This is a genomic window from Agathobaculum sp. (genome assembly GCF_022775115.1).
GTDB lineage: Bacteria > Bacillota > Clostridia > Oscillospirales > Butyricicoccaceae > Agathobaculum.
In genome coordinates, this window is record NZ_JALFLA010000001.1 from 1 (window position 1) to 19,387 (window position 19,387).

The following is a 19,387-nucleotide window of genomic DNA, read 5'->3' on the forward strand; positions in this document are numbered from 1 at the left end:
GACAAGGACGATATGACCTTGTACAAGGTGAGATTCAACGATATCGCCTGCGCGATTGCGGACGGTGTGGCCGAGGGCTTTGGCAAGATGGTTATAGAAACGGAGGAGGAGGACGAAACTATGACGATGGAACAGTTTCAGGCGATGTATGACAAGGTAAACCCGCTGTATACGGCGGTGGCCGATGTACCGGACTATTGGCAGGCCGAGCTGCGTGAGCTGATGCAGTGCGGTGCGATCAAGGGCGACGGCAAGCACGAGATCGCCATCCGGCGCGAGGAGCTGCAGGCGGCGGTCGTGGCATATCGCGCGGCCGTGGCGGTGAATAAATAACGGTGTTCAATTTGGACACGGGAAAGCCCCTCTGGCCGAAAGGCCGGAGGGGCTTTGCTCTATTCTGTGCCGCCGGTGGAGGCGGTTTGCTGTGCTGGCGCCGAAGCCGCCGGTGTGTCTTCAACGGCAGGGGGAGTGGCAGTAGACACACCTTGCGGTGGATCGGCGTTCTTTCCGATTAGAATCACCTTGTTACGTAAGTTAGCGATCTCAATAGGTGGTATGGAGGAGGAAGGATTCCATTGCTGCTCACTTTCATCTATAAAAATCTGCTTGAATGGAGGTTTTTTCAATTTACTTGCCCGACTTCGCAATGCCTTAGTGATAGAAAGTATTTCGTTATTATCAGTGAGAATGTCAAAATAGCCCTTCCAATACATTTGGTCTGACAGGCAAAAATTGGAATTTGCCAATGAAGATATATCGAAATATGTGGATGTGGCTGATTGATTTCCTTCATATAACTGTACAGTTGCCTCTGTTTGGCTGGACTCAGCAAACTTAATACCGCACCAATGTGCACAAAACATGTCTTCAGGCTTACATTTTTCGATTATGCGTGTTTCGGGATTTATGCATGTTTCGGGCTGGCATCCATCGCCGGCCCAATAAGGGAGCAAGACGCGCACCCGTTTTTGGGACGCTCTTTGCAATATTTCTTTCAGTTGGCTGTCACTTGAGAATGTCGCAGTCACAGCGTGGTATTTGTTGGCCTTACTCTGCCCTACAATTTCTTTTCTGGACAAGGCTTTATTAATGGCATCGGTAAGCGCGTCTGCATCGAACATTTCACCAATTGTAGACAGTCCATCATTAATAGCGATATCCTCGATTCCTTTTGCAATTGCGACGGCATAATCCATTGTATCTGCTTCATACATAGCTAGAGCCTCGTCCCTGGCTAGAGCCTTATTCCATGGCGCGCGAATCAACGAAGCAATCGCCATGCCCGCGGCAAAGCAGCCGCAGTTAGCACCGTCCTGCTCGATCTGTGTAATGGTTCTATGGTGTTTTTTGTTTTGAATTCGTTTTCCCAACTGAGATGTGCCGGTAGCTGATATGTTGTGGTCTGATTGGCTTGTGCGGCCTGCTGCTGCATGGCGGTATCAGTTTGTACAGTCCCTATTATTTTTGAAACCTGCTGTTGCTCTGACTCTACATGACACATATCGATGCCTCCTAACAAAAAAGATCAGAATGTAGGTTTTGATATAAGTATTGTAAAGCAATTTTGTGTCTATTGCAAGGTTTGTTGGAAATTATTAGAATAATATCTGTTTTAGCAACTTGGTGGTGCTATGGCGGCACAAGCGAGAAACTGACCGTCAGCGAGGGGAATGTGGTGAGCGGTGTTAAGGTTGCGGTGCGGAACAATGTGGTCTGCGCGCTGGATAAAACCACCCGTCGCAGCCGCAATATGATCGGCGAGCTGGCAGATGGCCGGATCATCGTTGTGCAGTCCTCGGACGGCTGCACAGAGGATGAGGTTGCGCGCTATGCGGCCAGTCGATATACGATCGCCCTGCTGCTTGTGCAGGATGCAGGCGGCTCTACGGGCATGTACCGCGCCAATGACGGTTGCCTGTTTGCACCGGAACGTGAGGGGGCTCATGGGCGGCCTGTCTGCAGCGTGGTTTGCATGAAACGAAAAACAAAGAAGGAGGAAACACTTGTGAGCAAGAAGAAGGTATTCATTGGTGTCGGCCACGGTGGCAGCGACCCGGGTGCGGTCGGCTACATTGAGGAGGCAGACACTAATCTACATATGGCGCTGGCCTGCCGCGATTTCCTGACCGCATACAGTGTGGATGTCCAGATGTCCCGCACCAAGGACGAGGAGGACACGGTGACCGAGGAGGTCGCGGAGTGCAACTCCTTCGCGCCTGATCTGGCGGTCGATATTCACAACAACTCGGGCGGCGGCGACGGTTTTGAGGTCTATCACACGATCTATGGCGGTACTGGCAAGACGTTGGCAGAAAATATTGAGAAGCAGGTGGTAAAGATCGGCCAGAACAGCCGCGGCGTCAAGACTCGTCAGGGGAGCCATGGAGACTACTATGCCTTTATCCGTGATACGGCGTGCCCGGCGGTGATCTGCGAGGGTGTTTTTGTGGATACCAAGGCAGACGCTGCACAGACCGATACGCTGGCAGAACAGCAGGCATTCGGTGCGGCTTATGCAAAAGGTATCCTGGATACGCTTGGTATCCCGTACGACGAGCCGGAGGAACCCGAAGCATCCGAAAATCCCGAGAAACCGGAAAAGGAGCACTGGGCGCAGAAGCACTACGACAGCTTGATCGCCAAGGGGGTAGAGATAAGCGAAACGAGGTTTGACGACCTGATCACCCGCGGCGAAGTGTTCGCGCTGATCGATCAGATCGTAAAGTAAAAATGTAGCATAATGAAAGTAAGCCCCTTACAGGATTTGAGTCCCGTAAGGGGCTTTTGTTTTTATACAGGGTGGTGCGCCTACATCAGTCTTTATCTCCGTCGAAGTTGTAGTAGGCGTCCTCAATTTGCTGGTACTCGTTGAAGGTAGGCTGGAATCCTGTGCGCTCGATAAATTCAGATATTAACATTTTTGTGTGCCTCCTTGATTTTCTTGCCTTACTCTGTTATCATAGAGGCGGCCGGGGTAAGGCTCCCGGCTTGCCTCTGCTTTAGGGGTACGGGATAGCGGTGCTTTGATCAGGGCCGCTATCTCTTTTTTATTGTGCCGTCGCCTGCCGGATTAAAGCAGCGGCTTCTTCCGGCGTCTTGACCTTGCTCTCGACGAGCTGGGCAAGCGTTTCGAGGAACGCATTAAATTCTGCCTCTGATATGTAGAGCTGAACCTGTTCGGGTTCGTTGGATTGATTCTCCATTCGGTTCATGCACCATAATATCTGAAACCTCACAATTTAGAGCTTCACATATCAGATCAAGGTGCTAAAGGCTGATTCGATCGGCAAACTCATGGTAAAGCTCGTTGATAGTATTCGGGCGTATACATGTTGCGCGAGCGAGATCCGCTTGTGTCCACCGCCGCTCGCCAAGCCGGGTGGACAGTAAAATCCTAATCATTTACGGTAAATTATAACTATGATTTTATAATTCTGCAGGAGTTTGGTTATCATCTGCACAGGGGTCAAACAGGGGTCACCCAGTGTAAATTAAATCCTCAAAAACCCCCGCCATATCTGCGTTTTTAAGGATTTATAGCCTGTAGCTTGACGTGCGGAAGGTCGGCGGTTCGAACCCGTCAATGTCCACCACAGAAAACCGTCCCCAAAGGGACGGTTTTCTTATTACACAGGTCAGAAATGAAACACCAAAAAAGCTGCTCCTATGCGTCGGAGCAGGTTGTAAAACGGAAAGGACGCTTTATCCCAGATCGCCGTTGCCAGTGGTGACAATATAGGAGAGATCATCGCGCACATACACGAGAACATCCGGCTTATAGTCTGCCAAGTACTCGTAAATGTTTTTTTCAGTATAGTAACGGAAATCTAAGCTGCGCATTTCATCAAACGAGGTATACAGGATGGTCTCCAGCGCGTTGGTGAAAGAGTCACCGATCACAAGCACATTGGTCAGTTCAGTCCGGTTTGTTCGGATGATACTCTCAGCCACATCACCGCCCATATAGTATCTGTACATATTTTTCTGGCTTTCGCTGAACACGGTAGCCGGGACGGAACTGCCATTGTCATACCGCGTAAAGGGGATCGGCTCTGTGAGCTTGTAGGTGTATTGACAGTCCTCAGATTGGAAAAGGCCGAAAAGCTTGCGGTTACGCGAACCAAGGAACGTTGTGTCGAGCGGCGTGATTGCTAGATCGGTCGTGACCGGTGCTGTGCAATAATTTTCGTTGATATATTCCATCACACGCAGATAGGTCTCGTATGCGCCATACAAGTTGTAATGATGGTCGGTTTTGCTGTAAAACTGCTTGTAATCTGCGGATAAATATTGCGCCATATCCAGATGGTCTATCCCGCGCCCGACCAGCCCTGCCATGAAATCCACACGGAGGGAATCGTCCTGATAGCGGGAATCGTTCAAGTAAGCGGGGTAACGATCTCGGAACGCGCTGCTTTGCTCCGGTATGCTGACATACAGAAAATCAATATCATGCTGCTTGCAGTAGTGGTCCAGTGCTTGCAGCATATCAAGTTCTTGGGCCATTGCCTCTACATCATAATGGTCGAGCGCTGTGCCATAATAGGGAAGCAGGATATCCCCGGAAATCACGGTGTTATTGATTACCGGAGCGTGCAGCCCAAATTCTTTTAGCGTATTTAGCTTCAGCAGTCGGTCGCGTCCTGCAAGATGGTCGTTCACATAGGTTTCGACCTGAGGAAAATATTTGCCGTCCAGCACCTGCTGCATGCTGAAGGGTGGAAATACCGCGAGCGTGCGGTTTTCATAAAACGAGGTGGAAGCCGGTGTCTTTACCAGCGTCAGCACAGGGATCAAAAAGAGTATCCCACAGAACGAGGCGATTTTAACGAAATGTTTCATAGGCTCACCGTCCGTCAGAACCGGAAATAAATGAAGGGATTATAGCTATTGTTCAACAGGGACATCACGCATAGCACAAACAGCGCTGCGATCAGCGGATAGCTGAGCATGGCATACGCTTTCTTGCTTGCGGCCAACTGGTACAGCGGTGCGGATAGTATCACGCCGCACAGCAAATATGGCCAGAAACGCACGAGGTATTCCACCACCATTGGATCTACCGTCCGGCTAAATGTGAACATCACGCGTAGATAGCGGATCGCATAGGATAGGGAATCGCTGCGGAACAGCACCCAGCCAATCACGATGAAGAACAATGCATATATGTGGGTCAGCACGCGGGGAAGCTTGTCCAGGATGCGGGTCAGCGCATATTTCTCCAAAATCAGCAGTACACCAAAATATAGTCCCCAAGTGAGAAAGGTGAAGTTGGCCCCATGCCAAAAGCCGGTCAACCCCCAAACCACCAGCAGATTGAAAATATGCCGTTGCGATGAACAGCGGTTGCCTCCCAGCGGGATATATACATAGTCACGAAACCAATTGGAAAGCGACATATGCCACCGGCGCCAGAACTCTGTGACCGAACGGCTGATATACGGATAATTGAAGTTTTCCAAGAAGTGAAAACCGAATAGTTTGCCCAAGCCAATCGCCATGTCCGAATAGCCGGAAAAGTCATAGTATATTTGCAGCGTATAGGCCACCGCGCCGAACCACGCCAACAGACTGGATAATTCATTCGTTGAGCGCGCGAAAATGCTGTCTGCGATCTGCGCGAACACATTGGAAAGCAGCACTTTTTTGGACAGACCATAGATGAAACGGTCAATACCTTCGGAAAAAACGGCTGCTGTATGCGCGCGCTGTGTGATCTGCTGATCTACATCGTGATAGCGCACGATTGGCCCCGCAATGAGCTGCGGAAACATGGAAACATATAATGCCAGCGAAAGCAGATTTTTTTGCGGAGCAGCATCACCACGGTATACGTCAATCACATAGCTGAGCGCCTGAAAAGTGTAAAACGAAATGCCAATCGGCATAACAATATCCGGCAGCCCAAAGGATGCACCGAACATACTGTTGGCGGTTTGGATAAAAAAATTCAGATATTTATAGATGCCGAGCATCATTACGTTAATGATAATGCATAGGATCAGCCATGTTTTTTTGTTCTGGCTGCGCATCAGCAAGCCAAAAGTGTAGTTGAGCAGAATCGAAAAGAACAGCAAGCCGATCAACTTCGGCTCACCGTAAAAATAAAAGAACAAGCTGAACACCAGCAGCACACCATTGCGCACCGACAACCACTTTTGGGGCACGATGTGATAACAAAACAACAGCGTGGGCAGAAAAAAGAATATAAAAATTAAACTGCTAAAGACCATTCCGTACACCTGTCAAGCGTATTAATTATCCATATATACTGATTTCTCTAACCATTGTAAAACTACAACGATTATACCAAAAAATCAAACAAACTTCAAGCCATAATTTCCCTCAAGGAGAGGCGCTGGCTTGTATCGCCTGCTATACACAGACGGTACTTGTGATACTTGACCTGCTGTGTGACCGTGGAGAAAGTAAGCACTCCATTTCCCAGTACAAGATAGCATACTTGACTGACAAATGGAGTGCCGTTTATGTTTGGGAAGAGAGTGGTTGAGATATATGCAAAGTAGTTAAAGCTTGGGATACAAAGTGGATTATTGGGTCAAAGGGGTAGATTATTTCTTATAGCCACACTTCGGGCAAACACCCTTTTCATTCAGCGCGATGCCGCACCACGGGCAGCGGTCAATCTTGTTCTTGGTCTCAAACTCCGCCGAGCCGGCATTGACACCGCTGGTGAAGGTGATCTTGGCAATGTTCAGCTTGTCCTTGAGCAGATCATATACGATCTTGATCATGCCCTCAACGGTCATGGTCTCCTTGGTGACGACCAGACGGCACTCCGGATAAGCGGTCGCAAGCTCGGTCTTGAAGGCAGGGCCCTTCATGGTGTTAGTGGGGGTGCCGTCCTTGATACCCTGCGCCTCGTAAACACTGAGGATGGCGGGGAGCAGCGGATCGTCTTCGCGGAGGATCAGCGAATGATCGAAGTTCTTCAGAACGTCCCAAGCGGTTTTCTGAATCTCATTGCAGGGGAAAACCATGTTGACGCCCGGCTCAACGGAATCCTCTACCTCGATGGTCAATACGCCGGTGTGTCCATGCAGGTACTGGGCTTCTCCCTTGAATCCGTAGAATCTGTGTGCGTACTGCAGGTCCAATGTTGTGATACTTCTCATGACTATTCTCCTTATTATATATTATTTACGGGTTTCACGCGCCCGTATGCGCACTTGTTTGATGAGATGCTGACCCTTCTACCCGCAGATGTGGCAGGGAGGGGGGAAGGAGCTCTTGCATTTCATCTGCCGCGGACTATGCTCTTACTGTATCAAGAGAAGATGTTTAACAACGATATCTTATCTTAATAAGAATTATATAGTAAATAATATATAATGTCAATATTAATTTTTGAAATTTTTAAATTAATTTTATGCAAAGGTAAAGTGCATTTTGAGGTACAAAAAAGGACGTCGACCGCTGCCGACGCCCATAATCTCAGAATATTGTGAAACCTCGTTCGTTGTATATCACTGCCGCGGTTCCACGCCCAAATAGCGGGTTTTACGATGTTCTCATCTCACCCTGCGCTACACCACATACGTTATCCCCGCATAATGTCCTGAGGAAACAGACGCTCTCCACCAACAAAGGGGACAACAGACCGTGCGGCTCAATCGCCCACGGCCTGCTCCAAAGAGTTCAGCACATCCTCCTGATGAAAGGGCTTGTATACAAAGCCCTTTGCGCCGATCTCACGAGCCTCGTCGATCGTGTCATCATAAGCGAGCGACGAAACCATCAGGATACGCGCCTCGGGGTGCTCTTGTAAGAGCAGGCGGGCGGTTTCGAGGCCATCCATACCGGGCATGATAATATCCATTGTCACCACATCAGGCATATATTCTTCATATTTTTTCAGTGCTTCCTCGCCGCTGCCGCAGCAGGCAACGATTTCAAAGTCAGTATCAGACAGGATCTTCTCCATCTGAATCTGGACGATGCGGGAATCGTCCACTACCATGACTCTCTTCCCCATTGAACGATCACTCCTTAATTGATTTCGATTCATTTAGCACACAGTGGATGATCTGTGCGTTTTCATTTTGGTCGCTTACATAATTAAGCACACTTTGTGCATCCGTGTCCTTTTCCGGCGTATAGCTGCCAACAGAGGCGTGCGGTACGCTGAAGCGGGAGGAAATATGCTCGGCCCGAAACAACCCGACAGCGATATGCCCGCAGATGACATTAAAATACTCTTTTGCCAAGTCCTCAATATCCTGCGCGGAGACATGCTCCTGCTGCAGCATACGCTGCGCCAAGCGTGTCAGCAAAGGCAGTTCGGCACACAGCACCAGCGTGGCATGATAGCCGCCTTCAAAAGTGGCGTGCATCGTGCAAACCTCGCCGGATGGCAGCGTGTCGTTTCGGTACAGACGAATACCTCCAACTTGATCGGTCACATCCTTCAGGACTTGATCGATGAGGAGCAGGAACACCTCTTGTATGCGGAGATTCAACGCTTCGCCCTCTCTCGTAATATGAAATTTTTTTATGATTCAGTAGATGCATTTCAATTCGCCATCCACCATACGAACCGTACAGTGATGCGTGACCTCGTGAATGCGGATGGATTCGCCGTCTATGCCGATAACGGTGCCGGGATAGAGGGATTCGCAAATCAGACGACGCTCGTCATTTTCGGGTGTTTCCGGCATCAGCGCGGCAAAATCCTTATCGAATTTTTCCAGCTTCATTTTTGCCACATACATATCCAGCCGCAGCTTGGCGAGCTTGCTTGACTTGGCAGGGCTGTCGGGCTGCGGCTCGAGCTTTTCCATCGTGTACTCGATCTCGCGCAGCTCGGACAATATCTGGCCTCTTTCAAAATCCTCACAGGGCAGACCGCCCAGCGTGATCGCAGTCATGGCTTCGGACTTCGAACCGATCGTTAGTGCCTGCACCTCCTTGGATACCCGGATGTCGCCGCCGATGATGGTACCGCGGCCGGTTCGGACGCTCAGACAGCCATCGGAATACACGTCGCTGATGATCACGCAGTCAGCCTGCACGCTTTCACGCGCATAGACGCGGGCATGTTCAATAAATTTGGTATAAATGTTTTTATGCGCACTGATATGTGCGTTGCCTTGCCCTTGGATGCCGCCGACAACGGTCAGATCGCCGCCCGCTTCGATGGTGCAGGCCTCGACGACACCCTCAACATGGATATTGCCTATCGCGCGCACGGTAAAACCGCTGCAAACATCGCCGTGGATATACACATCGCCAAGAAAGTTGATATTTCCGGTGCTGTAATCAACATTTTGCGCAATATCAAGCACCGGCTTGACTTGGAAGGTTCGCCCGGAAAACTCCACATGGCCGGCGCGCGTCGCTATCAGATGCCGCCCGTCCTCGGAAAGCTCGGTATTACGACCCTTCGGCGGAGTGGCCGGAACGCCGTCGCGCGCGGGGATCGTCTGTCCGAGAACGCTCATACCCGGCTTACCGGGAATGGGATCGCTGATATCGCAAATCACATCGCCCTCGGCAACGTTGTGCACAAAGTTAAGTGAGGTGTAATCCACACGATTGAATTCATCCACTTGAATGGTGCGCTCCACCGTGCGTGGAAAACGGTCGGATATCATACCGTCTTTGCCTTGGATCGCCGGTATGCCGTGCGCAATAAAGAACAAATGGAAGTATTTCTGAGGGTGGCTTGGCAGGCGAGCCAAAAGCTGCTCGTCAACACCGAAGGTCACACCCTTTTGGACCAGCGCCTGCTTGATCTGCGCGGCAGTCAACTGCCGGCCACCGCCGATAGGGGGCAGCAGCAGTATCCATGCGGCCAGCTGGTCGGCGGACAGATGGGTCAGCACCATCTCGTCCAAGACGGGCGCCGGCTGGTCATCCGGATGCACTACCGCATGCCGCAGCCTCAGACCAGCCTGAAAAGCCAGATCCTGCCGCAATACGCCCTTTTCGTGAGACAGGTTGGTAACCGGAAGCTCGACCTTGGGATCCTCCGGTGCAAAATCCAGCTTGGGCGGAGGACCCACATCGACCCCATCACGCCAAAGATCCCAAAGCTTATACAGCACATGATCGTCTGGCAGTGCGATCTCGGTAGGAGAGGGCACATTTTCAACCATGGCTGCCTGCGAGGTCTTCGACTGCTGCGTATTCGTCTCGGTACTCGCTGCATCTTCGCGTTCATCGCCGTGATGGAAAAGCCGAGAGAGCATTTTTTTGGCAAAATCCATAAAATCACCTCTCCGTAAAACTTGTGGGAAACAGAACCATTTGAATAAGAAACAAAGACGCTTACATACCGGAAGGCCGGCCATGTTTCTTATTCATTTTATTAATCGTCAAATTGCAGCATCAAAATAAGGGTATCATCCGTTTTTTTATGAAGAAAACCCTTATTTTAGAACAATTATACATTTCCCATATGTTTCCTTCCTAGTATTTTTCAGGGTGTTGCAGCGCTGTTTTACAAGCAGAATGCAGCGGCCCGGTATCATAACGCCATGTTTTGGGAGCGCGCATTTTGCAGCGCGGAGACGTGCGAAGCAGCTGTTTTTTTTCTGTACTTTTTGGCAATGCTATGGTACACTGGATACAAACAGGGAGGAGGACTGCCTATGTTTGGCATACCAAGCTTATATGTGTGGGTAGCCGTCATCATCATTGGAGTGGCGATCGAGGCGTTCACGCTCGACCTGTCCGCGATCTGGTTTGCCGTGGGAGCACTGGCCGCGTTGGTCGCCGCGAGTATCCGGCTCGATCTGTCGGCGCAGCTTGTGATCTTCGTGCTGTTCTCGGCGGCGCTGCTCATACTGGTGCGTCCATTTTGCCGCCGCTTTCTACAGACCAAAAGTGAGCCAACCAACGCCGACCGCATCATCGGCGAACCTGCGATTGTCGTAGAGGAGATAAACAATATGCAGAACGTGGGTGAGATCAAGGTTTTTGGCCAGCTGTGGACGGCGCGCAGCGCGGATGATTCTATCGTGCCCAAGGGCGCGGCGGTTAAAGTTGTTTCGATTCGCGGCGTCAAGGCGATCGTAGAGAAAGTATAACGTCATTATTTATTTTTGAGAAGGGGAGTTTTCAATATGCCGTTTTCATTTATCGTTCCGCTTATCTGGATATTGCTCGCCATCCTGCTCATTGCCTTTCTGGCAAGCAATATCGTCATCGTACCGCAGGCCAAAGCCTACATCATTGAGCGGCTCGGCACCTATCGCGGCACTTGGAACACCGGCCTGCACTTTAAGGTGCCGCTGTTTGAGCGCATCGTCCGCCGGGTGACGCTTAAAGAACAGGTCGTTGACTTTCCGCCGCAGCCGGTCATCACCAAGGATAACGTGACCATGCAGATCGACACGGTGGTCTATTTCCAGATTACCGACCCCAAGCTATTCACCTATGGCATTGAAAGCCCGATGGCGGCAATCGAAAATCTGACCGCGACAACGCTGCGCAACATCATCGGTGACTTGGAACTAGACCAGACGCTGACCAGCCGTGATATCATCAATACCAAGATGCGCGCCATTCTCGACGAAGCGACCGATGCGTGGGGCATCAAGGTCAACCGTGTGGAGCTGAAGAACATCATTCCGCCCGCCGCCATTCAGGAGTCTATGGAGAAGCAGATGAAGGCCGAGCGTGAGCGCCGCGAAGCCATTCTGGTGGCAGAGGGAAAGAAGCAATCAGCCATTCTGGTGGCAGAGGGCGAGAAGGAATCCACCGTGCTCCGTGCAGAGGCCAGCCGTCTCGCCAAAATCAAGGAAGCAGAAGGCGAGGCGGAAGCGTTGCTGACCGTGCAGAAAGCGCTGGCTAACTCCATCTCGCTGCTCAATCAGGCCGCACCGACCGAGCAGGTCATCAAGCTCAAATCGCTTGAGGCGTTTACGAGCGTGGCCGACGGCAAGGCGACCAAGATCATCATTCCGAGCGAAATACAGAGCCTTGCGGGTCTGGCTACCTCCTTTAAGGAAGTGATGGTCGACCCGACGCAGACACAGCAAAAGTGAAAGCAGAGGAGCCTGCTTACCGCAGGCTCCTCTGCTTTTCGCTCATGAAAAATGCACTGCGCTTGCTTGGTCAGCACGCGATACAGGAAGGTGGCGATCCGGCCGCGTGTGCATATGCTGTCAGAGGAGAATGCAGTATCCGAGGTGCCGGCGGTCACGTCATTCTCGACTGCCCACTTGACGGCTTCGGCATGGTGCGTCAGGCGTTTCTATTTGCAGGGCGCCATTTTCCTCGTAAACTGCTTCAGCGGGCCACAGTCCCACCCATGCACAGAGTCGATGCGAGGAACAGGGCTGCGATTTTTCTTGGGTTGCACATCCTTTCTTTTTTTCGTAAACGCCATGGCAGGATCGCTCACGCCCACGGCGGTACCACAACGCATCAAAGCGCCTTTTACTTGTGACATCTGCTATCTGTGTTTCCGCCACTATTTTACTGTATGCCGTATGGAAAAGCAAGTGCATCGAATAGGACTGTGTAGCAGGCATGATGCGATACCACCACTAACAGGCGCATGGGATTCTTGACAGAACCCTAATTGGATGCTACTATATTTGAATAGGTACTCATGTGTAGCAGGAGGGGTAAACTTGGCAGGCAAGCTCCGTCAACCTGAAATAGAATGCTGTGAGGAGCACAGCATCCACACCGGTGCGGTTTGTCTGGCGCGGCAGGCCATGCCGTGCGAGGAAGTCACCTCAGCCGCTTCTGACTTTTTCAAGGCTTTTTCGGACAAAACGCGCTTGCGTATCCTGACGGCACTCAGCGCTGAAGAGCTTTGTGTCTGCGATATCGCAGATCTTTTGGGCATGAGCCAGTCCGCGATTTCACATCAACTACGCTTTTTGAAGCAGGCGCGGCTGGTCAAAAGCCGCAAAAGCGGAAAGACTGTATATTACGCACTTTGCGATGATCACATCCAAACGATTTTGGCGCAGGGCATCGCGCATGTGCAGGAGGGATAGAGGCATGAAAAAAAACAGCGACCAGCCTGAGCAGCAGCCTGCGGACAAGCAGACGCTTGTGCCGGATGTACCGGAGAGCGCTTCTGCCGAAGCGCTTTTGGCGCAGGTCGAGACAGAGAGCGCCGCGCTTGCCAATCTGGCCGTTTTAGCGGACGAGCAGGCGCCAGAGGACAGGGCGGCGGATGCTGCGGCGTCAGAGGACGCGGCCGGACAGTCGGAGGAGGATATATCTGAAACACAGTCCCTGCCGGAGCCGCCGGAGGAGACGGCGGAGGAAGCATATGCGGAAGATATAGAGGACTACGCCGGCAGTGAGTACGACGAAGCACTGCCGGCGCTGGAGGAGACTGCGCTTGCCGTACCGGGTGAGGTCGAGGATGAGACTGCCGGAATGTCACTGATAGAGCGCGCGCGGTACCACGCAAAAATGCGCCGCCGTGAACAGACTCGCCTGCGCCGTGAAAACGCGCGCCGGGGCACAAACGGCTTGGATGTGCCGCGCCAGCCGATGAGCATGATGGATATCCGACTGACGCTGATCCGTCTGGCGATCGCGGCGGTCTTTCTGGTGCTGGGCGCGCTGCTGTCTGGTCTTGGTATTGGCTCGTTTCTGTACTTGGTGGCTTACCTAATCACGGTTTTGCCGATCGTCATCAGGGTCGCCAATAATTTTACGCACGGCAAATATTTTGACGAATACTTGCTAATTTTAATCGCCTCCTTCGGTGCGTTTTTGCTAGGCCGCCGGCCGGAGGCCAGCATCGTGCTGATCCTGCACGGTATTGGCAAGATGATAAGCGATCTGGTGCTGGCTTCAACACACAAATCGCTTGCAAAGCAGGTCGATTTTATTCCGGTGCAGGCCTCGCTGGTCAATATGCAGGGGGAGGAGCGCCATGTCGCGCCCGCCGAGGTGCAGGTCGGTGATTTTGTGCTCGTGCGCTCGGGCGAGCGCATCCCGATCGACGGCATCGTGTTGCGCGGCGAAGGCACAGTGGACGATACCGTGCTGACCGGAGAAAGCGAGCCGATACCGGTCGTCAAGGACGCGAGGGTGCTTGCGGGCAGCCTGTATGAAGGTACGCTGCTGCTTCTCCGCGCTGCCGCACGGTTTGAGGACTGTGCAGTAAGCCAGATCTTGCATGTGCAGGAGCAGTCGGCCAACCGCCGCGCTTCGCTGGAAAATAGTGTGTTCGACGGCTCGGCGCGCATTATTCCGATCATCATTGTTTTCGCGCTGCTGCTTGCAGTCATCCCGCCGCTGTTCCACTCCAGCGCTTCGATGGCAAGCTGGGTGTACCGCGCGCTGACCATTGTCGTTGTCTGCTGTCCGACCGCGCTGCTGATTTCGGTGCCGCTGAGCTTTATTGGCGGAGGCGGGCGGCTATCGCAAAAGGGAGTACACGTCAAAGGCAGCGAAGCGGTGGAGAAAATGGCCGAACTGCGTATGGTCGTTTTCGATAAAACCGGTACGCTGACACAAGGCAAGCTGCGCGTCAAGGATATCCATCCGACGCAGGAGTTCAATAAGGAAAGCTGCCTTGCGCTGGCTGCTGCCGCTGAGCAGCTCTCCCAGCATCCGGTGGCGCGCGCGGTCGTGGCCGCTTATGACAATGTGCCACAGAAAATCACTGAATTTGAGGAATTCCCGGGGCGCGGCGTGCGGGCGCGTATTGGCAACCGCAATCTGCTGGCGGGCAACCGCAAGCTGATGATCTCCCGCGGCGTGAAGGGTGTGCCCGATATTCGCGGCACGGTAGTCTATGTCGCATACGAAGGCGATTACGCCGGTGCGATCGTGCTCGAGGATGTCATACGCCCCGAAGCGGCCGAGGCGATCACTGCGCTCAAGTCGCAGGGGGTGCTGCGTACGGTCATCCTGACCGGCGATACCGAGCTGCCTGCACAGCAGACTGCCGACGCAATCGGTATTGACACTGTGCATTACGGGCTGCTGCCTGAGGAAAAGGCCTCGAAAATGGAGTTTTTGCTGCGCACTATCCCGACCGATGGCACCGCGGCCTATGTGGGGGACGGCATCAACGATATCGAGGAGCTGAAGCTGGCTGATGTCGGTGTTACGATGGGAGCTGCCGGCTCGCAGAAAACCGCAGACGCTGCCGATGTGCTAATCATGACCAATAATCTGGTACGCCTGTCCGACGCGATGCGCATCTGTCGGCGTACACACAGCATCGCCCTGCAAAATATGGTGCTGGTGCTGCTCATCAAGCTCGCGCTGGTGCTGCTGACGCTGTTTGGCGTCGCCCTGATGTGGCAGGCAATCGCGGCCGATGTGCTGCTGACCGTGGTGACCGTGCTCAATGCGGCGCGCGTGCTCGGCACAAAATAAAAAAGCAAAGAGCCATACCGACCAAACGGCATGGCTTTTTTGCTCGAATTATGTTATAATCATTACTGCATCCCGCTATGGAGGAAATCTGCCTTGCACAAAAAAATGGAAGCTATCCTGTCCCGCGTGCAAAAGCCGGCGCGTTATGTCGGCGGCGAGTGGGGCTCTGTGATGAAAGATAAAGCCAAGGTCGATCTGCGCTTTGCCTTTTGCTTTCCCGATACCTATGAGGTCGCCATGTCCCATCTTGGTTCGCGCATCCTGTATGGACTGCTCAACGAGCAAAAGGATATCTGGTGCGAGCGCGTCTGCGCACCGTGGATCGACATGGAGGCTGAGATGCGCGCCGCCGGCCTGCCGCTGTATGGGCTGGAGAGCGGCGATCCGCTGTCCGATTTTGATATCATCGCCTTTACACTGCAATACGAGCTGTCCTTTACCAACATTCTTAATATGCTCGATCTCGGCGGCGTTCCGCTGCTCGCCGCCGAGCGCACGGGGCTGAAGCATCTTGTTGCCTGCGGCGGACCATGCGCCTACAACCCGGAGCCGCTTGCCGACTTTGTCGACCTATTTATGATCGGCGATGGCGAGGAGATCATGCTCGAATTTACCGACTTGTACCGCCGCGCCCAGCGCGAGGATTGGTCAAAGCAGGCGTTTCTGGTCGAGGCCGCGCAAATACCCGGTATGTATGTCCCCTCGCTTTACGAGGTCAGCTACCGGACGGATGGTACGATAGACCGCGTCACGCCGACAAATGGTGCGCCTGCTGTGGTGCAAAAGCGCATTGTGCAGGATCTGGATACGATGTACTATCCCACGTCGTTCGTCGTGCCCTCGACCGATATCGTGTTCGACCGTGCGATGGTCGAGCTGTTTCGCGGCTGTCCGCGCGGCTGCCGCTTCTGTCAGGCCGGATATACCTACCGTCCGCTGCGCACCAAGTCCAAAGAGGTGCTGAGAGAACAGGCCGAGACTGTGCTGAAAAACTCCGGCTATGAGGAGATCTCGCTCTCCTCGCTGTCTACCAGTGATTATGGCGAGCTTTCTGGGCTGACCGAATGTATGCTCGATTACTGCGAGCCGCGTCATGTCAGCCTGTCGCTGCCCAGCCTGCGGGCGGACAGCTTCAGCACGGAGCTGATGCAGCGTGTGCAGAAAACACGTAAGAGCGGCCTTACCTTTGCCTGTGAGGCCGGCACGCAGCGCCTACGTGATGTAATAAACAAAAACATCACCGAGGAGAATGTGCTCCGCGCCTGCGAGATTGCCTTTCAGGGCGGCTGGAATAACGTCAAGCTCTATTTCATGATGGGCCTGCCTACCGAGACGACCGAGGACTTAGATGGTATTCTGGATATCTGCAAAAAGGTGGCCTATTGCTGGCGCGTCAATACCAATAACCGGGCGCGTGGTGTACGCATTACTGCCTCGGCCTCCTGCTTTGTGCCCAAGCCGCAAACGCCCTTTCAATGGGATGCGCAGGACACGCTTGCGGTGCTGCGGGAAAAGCAAACCTACCTTAAAGGCATCATGAAAACCAAAAACGTCACCTTTAACTGGCACGACGCCGAGACTTCAGTGCTCGAAGCGGTGATCGCCCGGGGTGACAGACGGCAGGGTAAGGCGATCTATCTGGCTTGGCAGCGCGGCTGCAAGATGGATGGCTGGGATCAGTGCTTTGATTTTGACAAGTGGATGCAGGCCTTTGCCGACTGCGGGCTCGACCCGGCGTTTTACGCCTCGCGCCAGCGGCCGTTAGACGAGGTGTTCCCCTGGGATCACATCAGCTGCGGCGTGCGCAAGGAGCATTTGAGAGAGGAGTGGGAGCTGTCCCGCACCGCCGCGATCACGCCGGATTGTATGCATAAGTGCACGGCCTGCGGCGCTTCCGCCTTGCTGAAAGGAGGCGCATGCCGTGTTTAAGGCCCGCATGAAATTTGCCAAAGAGGGAAGAGCCAAGTACCTCTCCCACCTTGATCTGATGCACACTATGCAGCGCGCTATGGCACGCTGCCAGATGCCGCTGTGGTTTACCGAGGGCTTTAACCAGCACGCCTATGTGTCGGTGGCGCTGCCGCTTTCAACCGGCTACTCCGGCGCGTGTGAATTCCTCGATTTCCACATCACAAGTGAGACCGTACCGGAAAACGCGGTGGAAGCACTCAACGCAGTGTTCCCAGCAGGTCTGCGCGCAATCGAAATCTATCCGCTTGCCGACGGCGGCATGAAGGTCGGGGCGATCGAATGGTCGCAGTACCGCATCACATGGGGCTTTGAGGGTGAAATACCCACTGGCTTTGCGGAGGACGTGCGTGCGCTGTTCAGCCGCCCGGTGGTTGAGATCGTCAAGCGCAGCAAGCGCGGGGAAAAAACGGTCAACATGCGTGAGCTGATGCGTGACCTAAAGATCACCCAGCATGAGGATGAGGTTGTCGCCGTGGTAACGACCGCTGCCGGCAACAACACGATGAGCCCCGAATACCTGACTCGTGCCATCCGTCAGTATCTGCCGGAATACAATATCCCGTTCAGCGCCTATCACCGCATGAATGTGTTCACCGGTGACGGCATACCATTTCGTTAAATCGTCAAAAGGAGGGCAGCATGAGCGCCCCAATCATGGTTTCCGAGCAAGAAATACAAAACCAATATACCTATCTGGATGCGGTCAGCCGTATGATCGGCGGCCGCGGCAAGCGCGCTTATACGCACACCTTCGGCTGTCAGCAGAACGAGGCCGATACTGAGCGCATTCGCGGTATGCTGGCTGAGATGGGTTATGAGATGACTGATTCGCCCGAGGAGGCGGACTTTATCCTCTTTAATACCTGTGCAGTACGTGAGCACGCAGAGGATCGGGCATTCGGCAACATCGGCGCGCTGCGCCAGCTCAAAAAGCAGCGGCCGGATATTATTATCGCGCTGTGCGGCTGCATGGCGCAGCAGGAGAAAAATGTAGAGAAGATCAAGAAAAGCTACCCGCAGGTCAGCCTGCTGTTCGGCACACACGCGCTCTGGCGCTTTCCGTCGCTGCTGTACCGCGTACTGAACGGCGAAAAACGCGTGTTTGACATTGGCGGTGAGGACGATATCGCCGAGGGGCTGCCTGTGCTGCGTGAGCAGGGCGCTAAGGCGTGGCTGTCGATCATGTACGGCTGCAACAATTTCTGCACCTACTGCATCGTGCCTTATGTGCGCGGACGGGAGCGCTCCCGCCGGCCGGAGGACATCGAAAAGGAGCTTCGTGAGCTGGTCGCGGCGGGCTACAAGGATATCACGCTGCTTGGGCAAAACGTTAACTCCTACGGCAAGGATCTCGGTCTGGACATGGACTTTTCCGACCTGCTGCGGCGGCTGAACGATGTGCCCGGTGACTTTTTGCTGCGCTTTATGACCAGCCATCCGAAGGACGCAAGTCCCAAACTGTTTGATACAATGGCGGACTGTCCCAAAATCGCAAAGCAGCTGCATCTGCCGTTTCAGTCGGGCAGCGATGCGGTGCTGCGTCGCATGAACCGCCGCTATACCGCAGAGGATTATTGCAAACTGATCGACTACGCACGGGATCGGATGCCGGATATCGTACTTTCGAGTGATATCATCGTCGGTTTTCCGGGCGAGCGCGAGGAGGATTTTCAGCAAACGCTCGATCTGGTGCGCAAGGTGCGCTTTGACCTGCTGTTTACCTTTTTGTATTCCAAGCGCAGCGGTACACCCGCCGCAGAGTATGATGACCCGGCCACGCCCGAGGAAAAGCAGGACCGCTTTGCACGTCTGCTGAGGGCACAGGACGAGATTGTTGCCGCGCGGCAGGCCGCGTACATGGGACGCACGCTACGCGTGCTGGTCGACGGCGCGGCAAAGTCTCCCGAGCATCCGTTCACCGCGCGCACTGAGGGCAATCTGCTGGTCTGTGTACGGGGAGACGGCATTCAGATCGGTGAATTTATTGAGGTTGACGTGGAAAAAACCTCACTTCGCTGTCTGTTCGCTGTCAAAAAAGAATAAAGGCTGTACAGTGGGAGCCATGGCATCCCTTGTAAGTGGGGAT

18 protein-coding genes and 1 pseudogene are annotated in these 19,387 nt (G+C 53.3%); 9 read left to right on the top strand and 10 right to left on the bottom strand.

Annotated features, from left to right (window positions below; translation table 11 throughout):
• On the top strand, positions 1-333 hold a 333-nt coding region (locus MR935_RS00005; protein ID WP_290569930.1), incomplete at its 5' end, for a hypothetical protein.
• 59 nt (positions 334-392) lie between these two features.
• On the opposite strand, the gene MR935_RS00010 is transcribed toward MR935_RS00005, so the two are convergent.
• Together MR935_RS00010 and MR935_RS00015 are read right to left on the bottom strand one after the other, a co-directional pair.
• The gene (locus MR935_RS00010) at positions 393-1,214 is read right to left on the bottom strand and encodes a hypothetical protein (protein WP_290569932.1); all 822 of its coding nucleotides are present in this window, start codon (positions 1,212-1,214) and stop codon (positions 393-395) included.
• Positions 1,215-1,261: 47 nt separating this feature from the next.
• Positions 1,262-1,501, bottom strand: coding sequence for a hypothetical protein (locus MR935_RS00015; RefSeq protein WP_290569934.1), 240 nt, complete (start codon positions 1,499-1,501; stop codon positions 1,262-1,264).
• Between the two features lie 174 nt (positions 1,502-1,675).
• On the opposite strand from MR935_RS00015, the gene MR935_RS00020 reads away from it, so the two are divergent.
• Positions 1,676-2,728: an N-acetylmuramoyl-L-alanine amidase family protein gene (locus tag MR935_RS00020; protein ID WP_290569936.1), complete on the top strand. Its 1,053-nt coding sequence runs from the start codon at positions 1,676-1,678 to the stop codon at positions 2,726-2,728.
• A gap of 319 nt (positions 2,729-3,047) precedes the next feature.
• Here the strand turns inward: MR935_RS00020 and MR935_RS00025 are convergent, their stop codons facing one another.
• From MR935_RS00025 to MR935_RS00060, 8 genes and pseudogenes are all read right to left on the bottom strand, one after another.
• On the bottom strand, positions 3,048-3,203 hold the full coding sequence (locus tag MR935_RS00025; RefSeq protein WP_290570023.1) for a hypothetical protein: 156 nt from the start codon (positions 3,201-3,203) through the stop codon (positions 3,048-3,050).
• Positions 3,142-3,402, bottom strand: a pseudogene (locus MR935_RS00030) (helix-turn-helix domain-containing protein). Before MR935_RS00030 ends, MR935_RS00025 begins: the two are co-directional and overlap by 62 nt.
• 300 nt (positions 3,403-3,702) lie before the next feature.
• Positions 3,703-4,842: a DHHW family protein gene (locus MR935_RS00035; protein ID WP_290569938.1), complete on the bottom strand. Its 1,140-nt coding sequence runs from the start codon at positions 4,840-4,842 to the stop codon at positions 3,703-3,705.
• 14 nt (positions 4,843-4,856) lie between these two features.
• Positions 4,857-6,233 (bottom strand): MBOAT family O-acyltransferase, encoded by a 1,377-nt coding sequence (locus MR935_RS00040; protein ID WP_290570012.1) that lies wholly within the window; start codon positions 6,231-6,233, stop codon positions 4,857-4,859.
• Between the two features lie 339 nt (positions 6,234-6,572).
• On the bottom strand, positions 6,573-7,136 hold the full coding sequence (locus tag MR935_RS00045) for a 6-pyruvoyl trahydropterin synthase family protein (RefSeq protein ID WP_290569940.1): 564 nt from the start codon (positions 7,134-7,136) through the stop codon (positions 6,573-6,575).
• 494 nt (positions 7,137-7,630) lie between these two features.
• Positions 7,631-7,996, bottom strand: coding sequence for a response regulator (locus MR935_RS00050; protein WP_290569942.1), 366 nt, complete (start codon positions 7,994-7,996; stop codon positions 7,631-7,633).
• 7 nt (positions 7,997-8,003) lie between these two features.
• Positions 8,004-8,480 carry a chemotaxis protein CheX gene (locus MR935_RS00055; protein WP_290569944.1) on the bottom strand — a complete coding sequence of 159 codons (477 nt, stop codon included), beginning with the start codon at positions 8,478-8,480 and terminating at the stop codon, positions 8,004-8,006.
• Between the two features lie 39 nt (positions 8,481-8,519).
• Positions 8,520-10,229, bottom strand: coding sequence for a DUF342 domain-containing protein (locus tag MR935_RS00060; RefSeq protein WP_290569945.1), 1,710 nt, complete (start codon positions 10,227-10,229; stop codon positions 8,520-8,522).
• Between the two features lie 384 nt (positions 10,230-10,613).
• Between MR935_RS00060 and MR935_RS00065 the strand changes: the two genes are divergently transcribed.
• From MR935_RS00065 to miaB, 7 genes are all read left to right on the top strand, one after another.
• On the top strand, positions 10,614-11,051 hold the full coding sequence (locus tag MR935_RS00065) for an NfeD family protein (RefSeq protein ID WP_290569946.1): 438 nt from the start codon (positions 10,614-10,616) through the stop codon (positions 11,049-11,051).
• Positions 11,052-11,087: 36 nt separating this feature from the next.
• On the top strand, positions 11,088-12,011 hold the full coding sequence (locus MR935_RS00070; RefSeq protein WP_290569947.1) for an SPFH domain-containing protein: 924 nt from the start codon (positions 11,088-11,090) through the stop codon (positions 12,009-12,011).
• Positions 12,012-12,602: 591 nt separating this feature from the next.
• Positions 12,603-12,977 carry an ArsR/SmtB family transcription factor gene (locus tag MR935_RS00075; protein ID WP_442862992.1) on the top strand — a complete coding sequence of 125 codons (375 nt, stop codon included), beginning with the start codon at positions 12,603-12,605 and terminating at the stop codon, positions 12,975-12,977.
• 4 nt (positions 12,978-12,981) lie between these two features.
• Positions 12,982-15,330: a heavy metal translocating P-type ATPase gene (locus MR935_RS00080; RefSeq protein ID WP_290569950.1), complete on the top strand. Its 2,349-nt coding sequence runs from the start codon at positions 12,982-12,984 to the stop codon at positions 15,328-15,330.
• Positions 15,331-15,435: 105 nt separating this feature from the next.
• Entirely contained in the window at positions 15,436-17,259 is a 1,824-nt protein-coding gene (locus MR935_RS00085) for a TIGR03960 family B12-binding radical SAM protein (RefSeq protein ID WP_290570014.1), read from the top strand.
• The gene (locus tag MR935_RS00090) at positions 17,252-17,920 is read left to right on the top strand and encodes a TIGR03936 family radical SAM-associated protein (protein WP_290569951.1); all 669 of its coding nucleotides are present in this window, start codon (positions 17,252-17,254) and stop codon (positions 17,918-17,920) included. Before MR935_RS00085 ends, MR935_RS00090 begins: the two co-directional genes overlap by 8 nt.
• A 20-nt stretch (positions 17,921-17,940) precedes the next feature.
• Entirely contained in the window at positions 17,941-19,344 is a 1,404-nt protein-coding gene (gene miaB / locus MR935_RS00095) for a tRNA (N6-isopentenyl adenosine(37)-C2)-methylthiotransferase MiaB (protein WP_290569953.1), read from the top strand.
• The last annotated feature ends 43 nt before the right edge of the window (positions 19,345-19,387 follow it).